At 67.2% G+C, this 13090-nt stretch carries 13 protein-coding genes and 1 pseudogene; 8 read left to right on the forward strand and 6 right to left on the reverse strand.

What is annotated here, in order from left to right; genetic code table 11:
* Nucleotides 1-147 precede the first annotated feature (147 nt).
* The gene (locus AB0M36_RS17065; RefSeq protein WP_364158141.1) at nt 148-2676 is read left to right on the forward strand and encodes a S8 family serine peptidase; all 2529 of its coding nucleotides are present in this window, start codon (nt 148-150) and stop codon (nt 2674-2676) included.
* A gap of 10 nt (nt 2677-2686) precedes the next feature.
* Nucleotides 2687-3136, forward strand: a complete 450-nt coding sequence (locus tag AB0M36_RS17070) for a hypothetical protein (protein ID WP_364158143.1) — start codon at nt 2687-2689, stop codon at nt 3134-3136.
* Between the two features lie 82 nt (nt 3137-3218).
* On the opposite strand, the pseudogene AB0M36_RS17075 reads toward AB0M36_RS17070, so the two are convergent.
* Nucleotides 3219-4162 (reverse strand): annotated as a pseudogene (locus AB0M36_RS17075) (transposase).
* Between the two features lie 218 nt (nt 4163-4380).
* Entirely contained in the window at nt 4381-4947 is a 567-nt protein-coding gene (locus AB0M36_RS17080) for a TetR family transcriptional regulator (protein WP_364158146.1), read from the reverse strand.
* A gap of 81 nt (nt 4948-5028) precedes the next feature.
* Here AB0M36_RS17080 and AB0M36_RS17085 point away from each other — a divergent pair, with 81 nt between their 5' ends.
* Nucleotides 5029-5598, forward strand: coding sequence for a dihydrofolate reductase family protein (locus AB0M36_RS17085; RefSeq protein WP_364158149.1), 570 nt, complete (start codon nt 5029-5031; stop codon nt 5596-5598).
* Nucleotides 5599-6131: 533 nt separating this feature from the next.
* Here the strand turns inward: AB0M36_RS17085 and AB0M36_RS17090 are convergent.
* On the reverse strand, nt 6132-6776 hold the full coding sequence (locus AB0M36_RS17090) for a hypothetical protein (RefSeq protein ID WP_364158152.1): 645 nt from the start codon (nt 6774-6776) through the stop codon (nt 6132-6134).
* Nucleotides 6777-6985: 209 nt separating this feature from the next.
* On the opposite strand from AB0M36_RS17090, the gene AB0M36_RS17095 reads away from it, so the two are divergent.
* Together AB0M36_RS17095 and AB0M36_RS17100 are read left to right on the forward strand one after the other, a co-directional pair.
* Complete coding sequence (locus tag AB0M36_RS17095; protein WP_364158783.1) at nt 6986-7552, forward strand: maleylpyruvate isomerase N-terminal domain-containing protein; 567 nt, start codon at nt 6986-6988, stop codon at nt 7550-7552.
* A gap of 61 nt (nt 7553-7613) precedes the next feature.
* Nucleotides 7614-8069, forward strand: coding sequence for a hypothetical protein (locus AB0M36_RS17100; protein ID WP_364158154.1), 456 nt, complete (start codon nt 7614-7616; stop codon nt 8067-8069).
* 71 nt (nt 8070-8140) lie between these two features.
* Here the strand turns inward: AB0M36_RS17100 and AB0M36_RS17105 are convergent, their stop codons facing one another.
* Complete coding sequence (locus AB0M36_RS17105) at nt 8141-9514, reverse strand: permease prefix domain 1-containing protein (RefSeq protein WP_364158157.1); 1374 nt, start codon at nt 9512-9514, stop codon at nt 8141-8143.
* Nucleotides 9511-9882: a helix-turn-helix transcriptional regulator gene (locus AB0M36_RS17110; protein WP_364158160.1), complete on the reverse strand. Its 372-nt coding sequence runs from the start codon at nt 9880-9882 to the stop codon at nt 9511-9513. Before AB0M36_RS17110 ends, AB0M36_RS17105 begins: the two co-directional genes overlap by 4 nt.
* Nucleotides 9883-10224: 342 nt before the next feature.
* Here AB0M36_RS17110 and AB0M36_RS17115 point away from each other — a divergent pair, with 342 nt between their 5' ends.
* Complete coding sequence (locus AB0M36_RS17115; RefSeq protein ID WP_364158162.1) at nt 10225-10767, forward strand: DUF1877 family protein; 543 nt, start codon at nt 10225-10227, stop codon at nt 10765-10767.
* A gap of 301 nt (nt 10768-11068) precedes the next feature.
* Here the strand turns inward: AB0M36_RS17115 and AB0M36_RS17120 are convergent, their stop codons facing one another.
* A complete protein-coding gene (locus tag AB0M36_RS17120; protein WP_364158165.1) occupies nt 11069-11827 on the reverse strand; it encodes a tetratricopeptide repeat protein in 759 nt (252 codons plus the stop codon).
* A gap of 6 nt (nt 11828-11833) precedes the next feature.
* On the opposite strand from AB0M36_RS17120, the gene AB0M36_RS17125 reads away from it, so the two are divergent.
* Entirely contained in the window at nt 11834-12112 is a 279-nt protein-coding gene (locus AB0M36_RS17125) for a hypothetical protein (protein WP_364158168.1), read from the forward strand.
* A 456-nt stretch (nt 12113-12568) separates the two neighbouring features.
* Nucleotides 12569-12871, forward strand: a complete 303-nt coding sequence (locus AB0M36_RS17130; RefSeq protein ID WP_364158171.1) for a hypothetical protein — start codon at nt 12569-12571, stop codon at nt 12869-12871.
* The last annotated feature ends 219 nt before the right edge of the window (nt 12872-13090 follow it).

Consider the following 13090-nt stretch of genomic DNA (forward strand, 5'->3'; position numbering starts at 1 on the left):
TTCCGATCGCATCGACCCGGTCCGCTCTTGGCCGATTGATGGGGGTCTGTTGTGAGATCAAGACGCCGACGCACGGCGGTCAAACTGTTCGGCGCGGTCGCCTGCCTGGCGGCTATGGCCGCGGGTGCCGGTACCGCAGGCGCTCACGTGCAGGAAGGTCGCACCGCAGCTGCCGTCGGCCGACCGAGCCCGTCGGCGACGAACGCGAGCACCCGGCCGGCGACCGGCACCCCGACCCGGGACGCGTCGGTGCGGCAGCGGCCGGGGAAGCTGCCCAACAAGCGCCGACCCTCGCACGAACTGCACGGACGCAACCAGCACACTCCCGGCACCGGTAAGCCGCGCCTCGAGTGGCAGACCAAGCTGCTGACGATCAGGGTCCCGGACGGCAGCACCGTGGACACCGCGGTGCGCCTCAGGGTCACCGGCAAGCCGACCTCGGTCACGGCAGTCGTGAACGGCGGAATCAAGGGCGTCGTCACCGTACGGCTGGATCGGCTCACTCCGCTGGGCGATAACCGATACGAGCTCCCCATCAGCGCCGCACTCCCCGCCACGACGAAGTCGGGCTATCTCGGCACGATCAGCTTGCGCCAGGGCAAGCGCGAGCTCGGCAGGCCATTGCCGGTCGTCGTGGTGGTGACCAAGCCCGCGCCCGGCCGCGTGCCGACATCGGCGACGCCGCCGAGCCGCGCCCGGGTGGCCACGGTGGACGGCGCGAAGTTCGTCTCCGACGAATTGGTGCTGCTGGTGGCGGACGACGCCGCCGCACCCGACTCGGTGGCGCTGGCGGCAGCACGGGCCGGCGGCGGCATCGTCCACGGCGCGGTGCAGGCGACGCGTACCTATCAGATCCGGTTCCCCGGCCTGGCACCACGCGACCTCGACGCCAAGGCCGTGATCCTGCGCGGCGTGGCCGGCGTCGAGGCGGTGACCAGAAACTACGTCGCGACGGAGGGTCTGGTTGATCCGGACGACTCCGAATGGGACTCCTGGGGCGACACGCCGGCCGGCAACAACGCCAACTTCGAATACACCGGCATGCGCCAGGCGTGGGACGTGACTACCGGCAGCAGCGGCATCCGGATGGCCGTCATCGACCTCGACATGGATCGCAATCACAGCGACCTGGACGACAACGTCGGCCGAATCGACGGCCGCGGCGCCGCAGCCGACGGGCACGGCACACACACGGCAGGCACCATCTGCGCCGAGGGCGACAACGACAAGGGCGTCACCGGCATGATGTGGGACTGCGACCTGCGCTTGTTCCCGGCCGGCTCGACCGTGAGTGACACGGTGACCACCCAGGAGCAGATGGTGAAGGCAGCCAACGACGGCTCCCGCGTGGTCAACTTGAGCCTCGGCTACAACGACACCAACCGGTGCGGCCTGACCAGCGACGACGGCGCCTCGCAGAACCGCGCTCGAGACGCCAACGCGGTCCTCGGCAGGGCGGTCCTGCGGGCGCAGCGCGACAACCGCGACGTGCTCTGGGTGTTCGCCGCGGGCAACGAATGCCGCGACGCCCGCTATCAGTCGCCGGCCAGCCTGGTGGCGGATTTCCCGCTCAACACGATGACCATTGCCAACGCGCAGACGAACGGAGGCCTCCAGGACACGTCGAACTTCGGCAGCCTGATCACCGTGGCGGCGCCCGGCACAGACCTGCTCTCCACCGTTCCGCGTAGTTGCTTCTTCGGACTGTTCTGCCGAGACCGGTACGACGAAAAGACGGGCACGTCGATGGCCGCGCCTCAGGTCGCCGGATTGGCCGGCCTGCTGTTCAGCCACAACTCATCCTTGACCGCGGCCCACGCGAAGACCTGCATCGTCAATGGCGCCCGCAGTTCCGGGCCGAGAGTGACCGGCCGTGACTTCCACGTGATCAACGCGCCGGCCGCGCTGGCCTGCAAGGGAACGATCGACCTGCCGGCCAAGGTGGACGTGGTGCTGTCGATGGACCTCACCGGCAGCATGGGTGGCGTGTTGGACCGCGCCAAGGCCCAGGTCACGCAGGCGATCGCGGACATGAAGGCGGCATCGCCGTCCACCGACTTCCGCTTCGCCGTCACCTCGTACGAGGATTACCCCGCCGACTTCGCCGGCTCCGCATGCGGCTCGTCCTACTCGGCGACCTACGGCGCGGCACCGGACGCGCCGTTCCGGATCAATCAGAACGCCACCGCCGACGCGGCCACCGTCCAGTCCGCGATCAACGGGCTGCAACTCGGCAACGGCGGTGACGGGCCGGAGGCGTACGGGCGCGCGCTGTGGGAGCTCGCCCAGGTGGACACCGCCGCCACCATCGGGTTCCGGTCCGACGCGCTGCGGCTCATCGTCAACTTCGGCGACAACGTTCCGCATGACCAGAACATCAACGACGGCGTGGACGGCGGCCTGCTCGCCGGCGACACCGGTATCGACCCGGGCCGCAACGGCGTCATCGACTGCGGCGGCGACGACATCGACTTCCAGTCGGGCGCCCTGGCATCGCTGCGCGACCGCAATGTCAAGCTGCTGCAAGTGGACAGCTCGGGTGACACGACGCTCGAGCCGTACTGGCGACACTGGGCGTCGCAAACCGGCGGGGCGTACACCAAGCTCGACCGCGACGACGGTCGGAGCCTGTCGGAGGTCATCCTTGAGCTTCTCAGCCTCCTGCCGCCAAGCTGACCGCACCACTGTGGGGGACCGCCTCGTCACGAGGCGGTCCGTCCTGCTGCTCGCCGCCGTCGCGGCGGCGAGCAGCTGCTCCTCCTCCGCCAGTAGCACCGAGGAGAGCACTGACGAGTACGTGCTCGCGGTGCTCATCGAGGGCAATCGGCAGGAGGTGCTGCAAGCGATCTCCGACGAAGGCGGCTTGGTCGTGCTCGAGGTTGAAGAGACCGGCACCTTGCGGGTGGTCTTCGACGTGCCCAGCCCCGATGAGCTACAGGCGGTGCAACGGCGGTTGCGTGCCCGCGGCATCACGGCTGTAGTCCCCGCCCAAGGCGTCCCGCTCACACCGTCACTCGCTCCGCCACAAGGGCCGCTCACCGGGGCGGCCGGGCACGCTCAGCCCGTGCTTGAAGAAAGCGGAGCAGACGCAGGAATGGCGACCACAGGGCCCATGGAAGTCGGTTGGGAGCTCTGAAACGTACGGACCATTCACCGATTTCCTTGGGGGTCAGGGTCTGGTATCGCATCGTCTTCAATGACCGCAGCCAGTTCTTCGCTCAGCACACCAGCCTCGCGCTGGATTGCAGAGTCGCCCCCGTGTGTCCTCCCGGGCCCGTCCTGAGCAGCTTGGCATCGGCGGCCATCCGCCGGTAGACGATGTCGGACAGACGTCGTTTCAGTGCGCGTAGGGTTTCCATCGGGGTCTTGCCGGCTGCGAGTCCGCGGCGGTAGTAGCGGCGGCGTTCGGTGTCACGGCGCAGCTGGACGATGGCCATGATGTGCAGCGCCCGGTTGACGCGCCGGTTCCCGGCCCGAGACAGGCGGTGCCGGTTCTGCTCGCCGGAGAGGCGTCGATCGGTGCGGTGCTGTTGCAGGAGGCGAAGTGGGCCCGGTCGGCGAAGCGGGCGATGTCGCCGAGGTCGCCGAGTAGCCGGGCAGCGCCGGAGGGGCCGATGCCGGTCAGGTTCATCAGCCTGCTGCCGGTGCTGTTGACGAGCTCGGTGAGTTCCTGTTTCGCGGTTTTGATCTTCTTGTCGATGACGACGAGCTCGTGGATCAGTTCCGAGGCGAGCCAGCGGCGGGTCTTGCCGACCACGTCGCGGGGGCGCACGGTGTTGAGTAGAGCGCGGGCCTGTTGGGCGGAGAGATCTTTCTTCGCGCCGCCGGGCACGAGCTCGAGCAGCAGGTGATGTAGGCGGGAGACCACTTCGATGCGGGCGCGGCCGAGCTGGTCACGCCGGTCGACGAGCAGGCGTAACGCGACCGTGGTGTCGTCGGTGACGACCTGTCGTAGGCCTTCGGTGCGCAGGGCGACTACGGCGACGCTGTGCGCGTCGACCGGGTCGGTCTTGCGGCCCTGGCCGGTGGCGAACACCCGGGCCCGGGCGGACAGCTTGGCCGGCACATCGACGACGGTTTCACCGTCGGCGACCAGGCGCTGGGCGACGTGCCGGCCGATGCCGTGGCAGCCCTCGACAGAGGTTGTAGACCTTTGCGTCATCGTCCGCCAGGTAGGCGGCTACACCCTCGACAGCGGCTTGTCTCACGAAATGAGTGTCCCCCATGTGCGCGCTTATCTGCCGCAGAGCGAGCACGCTGGTAGTGGAGAGCCGTCACGCCGGGTCGCCGACGGGCCAGGTGCCATCCGGCCACCTGAACTGCCGAGAAGTAGCGTCCGGCTCTCGCGTTCTTGGAGCGTGTCGGTCGGTGGTAGCGACGTCAGAGGACCAGCCGGTCGACGAAGGCTGCCACGACCTTGTCCGGTGCGGCGTCCGCGCCGATCGAGGTGGTGAGCAGATCGAGCAGCAGACCGTCGAGCGCGTAGTGCAGCAGAGCGATCTCGAACGGCCCGCCGGCCAGGCCTGTTGTGGCGTGGAAGGCGACATCGTCACGATAGCCGCGCCGTAGGGTTTCGCCGAGGATGGCGGCGAGTCCGGGACTGCGGGCCGATTCGAGGCGCAGTTCGATGAGCGCCCGGGTTAGCTCGGGCTCACGGGTCGTCCGCTCCACGATGTAGCGCAGGTAGTCGATGAAGAGTTCACGGCTCGCCTCACGAGCGCCCAACTCGGCGAGCACGCCTGGATCCGGAGCGAAGCGCTCCATGATTCGCTCACCGAGTGCGCCGAGCAGCGCGTCGCGGGAGCGGAAGTAGTTCGACGCCGTGCCGCTCGGAACTCCGGCCTCCGTATCCACCGCCCGGTGAGTGAGCCCGCGAGCGCCGCTCACGGCCAGCACTCGCAGGCCGGCATCAGTGAGCGCTCTGCGACGGTCCGGGTTCCTGGGCATGCTTACACGCTAGCAGGAACCACTACACCTGCTGTACATTAACCACGACAGCCGTAGTGGTATTACTGGTAGGAGCTTCAGATGCGAAACCTCATGTACTTCGTCGCCAGCACCATCGACGGCTTCATCGCCGCACCGGACGGTTCCTGGGACTTCTTCCCGCTCCAAGACGACGTCACCGCCTACATGAATGAGCGCTATCCGGAAACCGTGCCCACGCACGTACGCGATCCGCTGCGACCCGACACCTCCCACCAGGTCTTCGACACGGTGCTGATGGGACGACGCACCTACGAGCCAGCCCTGCGGGCCGGAATCACCAGCCCGTACGCGCACCTTAAGCAGATCGTCTTCTCTCGCTCGATCACGACGCCACCGGACCCCACAGTCCAGATAGTCGCCGACGACCCCATCACGTTCGTCGACAAGCTCAAGCAGGAGTCCGGCAAGGACATCTGGCTATGCGGCGGCGGGAACCTCGCCGGCCAGCTGCTCCCCGCGATCGACGAACTGGTGATCAAGTTGAATCCGGTGATCGCCGGCGGCGGCATCCCGCTCGCCGCCAGTGGGTTCCACCCACACCGATTCACCCTCATCGACACGACGCCCCTGAAGAGTGGGGTGGTGGTGCTGCGCTACCAGGCCCGATGAAGCATTCCGCCGTGGGGAGACGTCAGCGTCAGCCGCTAGGTCCAGTCACGCAACGCCCATGCACGTCGACATCTGGCACTCCGTTCGTTCCCGTCGCCAAGCCGAACGATCGAAGAACGCCTCGTCCCCGCAGATGCAGGTCGACCAATCACCTTCCTGAGCAAGCCCCCTTCGCCTGCGCGTGGCTTTGCACCACCACGAGTCCCATGCGCCCCGGGCCTCCACCTTCCAGATCCAGCCTTGGAGTGAGCGCGCTGCTCATTGGCGCGTAGCCGACTATTGGCCGGCCGAGTCCCAGGCCCGCTCGAACTCGTCTCCGTCCATGCTGAGCCCACCCCATCCTGGGATCGGCGCGACATGGCGCAGAACATGGGTTGCTCGGACGCACTGTTCCGCCGCCGTCCGTGCGCGCCGAATGCGGACGAGCACACCCTCGGTGGCGAGAGCTCGTCGACCCCGACATCCGACCCTGGCGAGCAGATTGCATAGCCAGCCGCTACGAATGCCCTCGTTGCGCCACCCCGCACTTCTCTTCAACGGGGGAGAGTCGGTGGATGGGGCGACCGCCACTCCTCGGGGAGGACTTGGAACTCCTCCTCGACCCATTGGCGGGCGAACTCAGCGGTGCTGGCGTGAGAGCCGGTGTTGTCCATGAGGATGCTGCGGATCTCGGGGCCGTCAGGGTAGTGGAACCGGAGGAAGTGCAAGGGCTCGGGTCGGTATTGGATGACGTCGACGGCCATGGGGGTCGGCTGGCGGGAGTTCATGCCGATCACGATGCGTCGGCCCGTGGCTGCGTGCTGCGGACCTAAGGTCGCTGAGCACAGGACGGTCGGTCGGAGCTTCCGGTACTCGTCGGTGAGCCGGAAGAACGTTTCCAGGGCCGATTCGCCGTCGACGAGGTTGTGCTCGATGGCTGTCGCCCATCCCAGGGCCAGTGGCCAATCGGTCTTGTACCTTAGCCATCCGCTGAAGTGGCTCATGCGGGGTACGCCCTCATCCACTCCATGGGTGTCGAGGGCAGTGTCGTAGCCGGCCAAGAGTGTCTGCAGTTCTCTCAGCGAGCCGTCGCGAACGAACATGCCTGGTCGCAGCCGCATCAGGTCCAGCAAGTGGAAGACGTTGTCGAGCACCGGACGCTTATAGGTCTTCGGTTCGCTGCTGTCGTCTGCCATCACGACCTGAGCCTAGGTGTTCAGCATAGGACGAAGGCTCGCCGGCTCTGGATCGCCCTCAACTGGCCGTCGCTCGTGCGCGGAGGCTCCTCGCGGGTTGTCACGCTCCGTACAGCGCATCGACGGCCGCATATGCCAGCCGATGCACGCTGCCGATGAGCGCGCGTTCGGCGAGCGGCGCAAGATCTGGCAGGCTTCTCGTCATGCGTCCCATGGACAGCCGTGATGTCGACCAAGCTGTGGCCGAGATGGTTCGGGTACTCACACCACACGAAACCGCGGACTGGCGCCGCTCGGCCGGCACGCTCGACTGGAGCTGTTGGCAAACAGCCGCCCATATCGCGCATGACCTCCTCGCGTACGCCGGGCAGCTCGCCGCTCGCCCTAACTCCGCCTATCTCCCGTTCGACCTCGTGGTACGCGACGACGCGTCTCCCCACGACGTGCTGCGAATAGCCGCCGGTGCAGGACGATTGTTGAGCACTGCCTTGGCCGCCTCCGACCCTTCGGTACGAGCCTGGCATTGGGGCCCGACAGATCCGAGCGGCTTCGCGGCACTGGGCGTGAACGAGACGCTGATGCACACCCACGACATCACCGAAGGGCTCGGCATCCGCTGGCGGCCACCTGAATCTCTCTGCAGCGCTGTACTCGCCAGGCTCTTCCCCCACGCTCCGGCCGGGGATCCGATCCAGGTACTTCTCTGGTCCACCGGGCGTGCTGACCTTCCCGGCCGTCCTCGGCCCACCTCCTGGGTCATGAAGGCTGCGGTCGGGTAAGGCCTGCTGCCAGATACCGACGCTCACGCGGGACAACGCGTATCCGCCCATGCCGCCAGACATGCCCCATCCCGAACTGTGTGAGCGCCGCCCCCGGGCAACTGCGCTCGCTCGCGCCGATGTGAGTGACACCCTGAAATGGCTCGCGTTCACGCTCGTGGCCCAGTACGTTCCGCGCGTGTCCCTCGTTGATTTGCGCAACGGCTTCCGCGACGAGTACCAGCTGCAGTCTGCGCGGGCCGTCGTCATGCAGCGCCTGGCTGACGACCGCGAGCAGGAGGAATGCCGCGTTCTGATGAAGTTCTGGTGGCAACTCGCCATGACTTGCCGGGAGGTGACGGAGGCGGATCTGGACCGGCATGTCAGCCCCGCCAAGCGGGAGGCGGTGCAGGGTCTCATCGACGCCATCAGGCACTCGCCGGACGCTATAGACACGTGGATCGCGGATGTACCGCAGCGGTTCCCGCGCATCCGAGACCGCGGCTACGAGGCGTGGCGCACCAATCGCAACAGCTGAGCACGTGTCTGTGATTTAGGCGCTGACGCGATCGCCCTCGCCGTGCGGTGGGGGCGATCGCGTCGTCGGGGTCAGCGGAAGCTGAACAGTGGGGGTAGGAGCAGGACCACGGTCCAGAACCAGAGGGCGTAGACCGGTAGGTAAACGGTCTGCCAGCGCTCGATTGCCGGGAACGTGCCGCGGCGACGGACGAAGCGCAGCAGGAGCCAGGCTGACCAGGCCAGGTTGGCCAGTAGGACGATGTTCTCGCCCAGTGCGGCCACGTTGTTGGGAGTAGTGCCATATTCGGCGATGCGGCCGGCCATGGTGTAGAGGACCAGGGCGTCGATCACCAGTGCGCTTACCACCAGGGCCAGTTGCAGCACGTCGAACGGGCCTCGAGGCGCCTGCGGGTCACGGGCCGACAGGGAGTAGAGGAGCAGGCCGAGGACTACTGCCAGCAGCAGGTCGAACAGCACCAGCGTTTCGCGGTCGATGTCGATTCCCCGGCCGTTCCAGCCGATGGTGATCAGGAAGGCCAGCAGCGCCACGGTGAACAGCGGGGTGAAGATCCTGGTGAGAACCGGGGCGATGTTCTCGATGACGCCCTGTTTGGCTTCGACCAGCCAGCCGGCGACGACGGTCGCGGCCACGAAGCCGCAGGGGATCACCCAGTTTCCGATTACGGTGTCCGACTCGACGTCGATCGCGTCGAAGATGCCGTACAGGAAAGCAATGAGGACCCCGCCGCCGAGGCCCATGAGTACCAGGTAGACGAACCACTCGCCGGTGAAGCGGATGAAGTCCATCCGCCGCCGGGCTGAGCGCAGATCGTCGGAGACGTAGGCCAGCCCGACCACCAGCCACAGGGCGATCGGCAGGTGCGTGGCCATCAGGCCGGCCGACTGGGAGTCCTCGTCGAGCGGGTAGGCGTTGGCCACTACGGCGCCGAGCACGAACAGCGCTGCCAACGCACCGCCCACACCGGCGCCGGGCCGCCGTCGCCATAGCAGGAACCCTGCCAGCCAGGGCAGCGCGAACAGGGCCAGGTTGATGCTGTAGAACAGGCCATCGTCGTTGAAGCCGCGTCCGAAAAGCTCCGGAATCTTGACCGAGACGGCGGCCCCGAACGCGCATACCAGCATGGCGAGCACGTCGCGCCGGGATCGGCTTCTGCGCACCGGGTCGCCGGCGTCGCCGGTGAACATCAGCTGCTTCCACAGCCGCTCGGAATGCTCGCGGGCGAACTCGCGGGACAGGTCGTCCAGGCCGCCCATCCGCTTGACCGCGATGAGGAACGCCTCGTCGGCGGCCAGCCCCTTCGAGACCAGTCCGTCGACCGAGCCCCGGAGGTGGTCCTCCAACTCGTCGGCGTCCGACTCGACCAGCTCCGGGCGGCGGCGTACGTACTCCCGCCATTGCGCGAACTGGGCCTCCAGCTCGTCCTTGCCGTCGGTGACCGTCACGCGTTGCCCTCCAGAGTGATGAACAGGGGCCGGATGTCGGCAATGCGCGGCCAGACCTGCTGGAGCGCCTCGACGACCGTCCGCCACTGACGTTGCTGTTCGGCCAGTTCGGCCAGGCCCTGCCGGGTGATGCGGTAGTACTTGCGTCGCCGCTCGCCCGGGACCAACTGCCAGCTCGACTCGACGTGACCGAGACGCTCCAGCCGGTGCAGCAGGGGATAGAGGAGGCCTTCGGTCCAGTCCAGTTCGCCGCCGGACAGGTCACTGATCCGGCGCAGGATGGCGTACCCGTAGCTCTCGCCCTCGGCGAGGATGCCGAGCACGATCGGTGTCGCCGAAGCGGCCACCAGATCTTTGGTCACCCGCACGAGCGCCCCCTCATACCTAGAAGTACGAGGCATAGTAGTCCTAGGTATCAAGGGCCACAAGAACGATCCGGCGGCGCCTTCAGTACTGTGCTTTCGAGCGGTGTCAGCGCCCTCGAATCCATGGCCTGATCACGCCAGGGCAGACACCCACGAGGAACGCGTCCGCTTCTGCCGCTGATCGTGCGCGCCGGCTCCGCCGCAGCGTCACGCTCCGCGTCGCCGTCTCGAGGTGCCGGGCACACCCTCGTGCCGAAGAGTGCGGCTGGTCACCGATTACGCTACGACGCTGGTCGCTCAGCTGCTTGAGCCGGCGGCCCACGTACCCAAGGAGGATGACGAGTAATGAGCCTGCTCGGTGACGTCATCCGGCTTTCGCCGGGACTGCGGGAAGAGATCCGGGCCGACCCGTCAACCGCGTACGACCGCGTGACATCGTTCGGCGGGCCGGAGCGGCTCGAACTCGACTGGGAGTGGAAGCTATTCGCGCCGCTGTTCGTCGCTGCTGGCTTCCGGGTCAACCCGTTCCGGTCCGGGGCATTGTTCCCGGACGAGGAGACCGCGTTCGGCGCTTGGGGCGATGCCCGGTCCCTGGATCCCCATCAGGTGGCGGAGGCAGCTGCGCTGCTCGAGCAGACGCCATTCGCCACACTTGCCCCGCGTCTGCGCGACGCACTGGTGGAGCGGGACGCGGTGCGGGTTGACTACGACTACGAGTCGCCGACGTACGGGCAACCATTGCCGCTTGAGCGGATCGTGACGCCGGTGTTCTCGAATGAGAGGGTCGAGTCCTACCGAATCCAGCTGGCCGACAGGTATGACGATCTGACCAACTTCTACAGTGCAGCCGCGCGTCACGGTGAGTGCACGATCTTCTGGGCGGCGTGAGAATGAACCACGCATAGCTGCAAGCGGACCTGATCGAACAGAGCCCTCATTTGCCGCGCAGCATGCCCGGCGGTCTGGGCCAGCCGTCGTGACAGTCCGGTCGACTGTCCAGTCGTAGTCCGGCAGATCGGGGAGGCGCAACATTCCGAGGCTGATCACGACGCCCCGTTGTACGTATTTCACACGAGCCTGGTCCAAGTTCTCCGGGCCATTGGGGCCACTGACTTCAAGGCGATCTTCGTCTGGCCTGGTGTCAGTTGCTGACAGCTCAGAACAGCGAAGGTGAGTTACCGCTGGCCGTCTACTTAAGGTCGTCCTCGTCATCTGGCATGGGGTAGTGGGCGGCCACCGCGAACGCCTCTTCCGTGCGGCCGCCGACGACGAGAGAGGTAATCAGCACGGCTCGCACCAGGCGCAGGTCCTCGTGTTCGGGACCGAGCACCCGGCGAACCTCGTCGATGATCCGCTCACCAAGATCGATGGCTGCTGCCTGGTTATGGTTGCCCTCGAGGTAGCGAGCGGCGAGCTGCACCTGGGCGTGCAACGTCCGCGGATCAGTTGGCCCCAGAGCGTCCATTAGATCAGCGGCGATCTCTTCCAACTGCCGCACCTCATCGTCGTACCGGTCGAATGAACGGTGGCCGTATGCGTACCGCTCGCGTGCGGCGATCGTGTCGGGATGCACCGGGCCGAGTCTTGCGCTGCGCTCGGCCGCCAACCGACCCCACGATTCCGCGACCTGTTGCCGCAACGCCCGGGCCACGTCCCACTCACTGCAGTCGGCAAGGTGCAGTCGCGCGAACTGGGTATCCGGGGCATCCGGCCCGAGTTCCCGCTCTCGGTCGGCGACCACCTGCTGCCAGCCGGCGACGATCCGCTCGTCCAGCGCCTTCGACTCGGTGACCCGCGCCGCGGTGCTGTAGGCAAAGGACAAGGTAAGCCAGACGCCGAGCGTGTCCGGGTGGGCGGAGCCATACAAACGTTCCCGGACAGCGGCGACCTCCTTCAGTCGCCGGACGGCTTCCGGAAGTCGTGCCGGATTCCGGTCGGCCTGCACCATGTGTAGGTGGAGGCAGGACTGGGCCGCCTCGTGCTGGGCGACCAAAGTGTCCGGATGCTCCGGTCCGAGGACCCGAGCGCAGTCGTCAGCCAGGGACACCAGCTCGACGTGCGCCTCCTCGTCACGACTGCGTTCCCGGAAACCGCGGCCGAGGGCCAGGCGAGCCACCAGCGTACGGTGATCATCCGGTCCGAAGGACCCCCTCGCCGCAGTGACGGCGGCGCGCAGGCGATCGAGCATGCCGAACGGTACCGCTTCGCGGAAGCAGCCGTCAGCAACACCTAGGTCCCACCCACGGAGGACAACCGGACCCATGGCGGCCGCCGTGCACTGGACGTCGAGTACACGATGGCCACCTGGCTCGGCGCGCGCCGCGTCGACTGACATCCATCACCACGCAGCGGGGCGGACGTGAAGCCTGGTGTGAGGCGGGCCTGGCGGTGGAATGTCCGTGCACCTTCGCCGTCCCGCACGGGCTGCCGGTCGGCGGTGGGGATCTCCGCGGGCAGAGGAGGCGCTGGCGGCGCACGATGTCGCCGAGCAGACGAGCGGATCCGGACGGGCCGATGCTCACGTGGGCCGCACGTCCTGTCCGCCCGTCAGCTGCACGAGGTAGCCGGCAGACTCGCCGGCACCGCAACCGCATCTGCCGCCGTCCGTGCGCGGTCGGCCCTGGTAGGTCGAAAGGTCGGGCGTACCCCAGGGTGTGCTGCGACTATCTGCGGTGTGGCGGATCGGGTGATGTTCGTTCAGCTCAAGACGGGGTACAGCACCGACCTGGGGCCGGCGTGGATCAGTCGCGTCCGGTTCAGCAAGAGCTGGCGGACGGCATACTGGCACGGGAAGACGCTGCGGCGGGCGCGGGGCTATGACGCCAACTTCTACGACGTGGACACCGACGAGGGGTATTGGCTGTCCGGGCCGCGCCGGGACCGCGCCGATACCCGCTATAGCCAGTTACGGCCGGAGGTAGATGATGACGTCCGGCTGGCTTACGAAGCGTTCCTGCTCGGGAGTCCGCTGCCTGGTCGAGAGAACGGGTGAGAGCCTCCCGCAACGCCCTCTCATGCGGCGATCCGCGCGGTATCGGAGTGGCGCGAGCTGTGGGGGAGGCCGAGGAGTCGTATCCGCAAGCGCTCGCATCGGTGCGATCCATCCGCGGCCCCCTGGAGCAGGCGATCCCACGCGACGGCACAGAGATGAACTCCGCGCGCGGACGAGATTAGGTGACGCCGTCGAAGCGCCGGATGCCGCTTGCTGGTC

The organism is Actinoplanes sp. NPDC051346 (assembly GCF_040682215.1).
GTDB lineage: Bacteria > Actinomycetota > Actinomycetes > Mycobacteriales > Micromonosporaceae > Actinoplanes.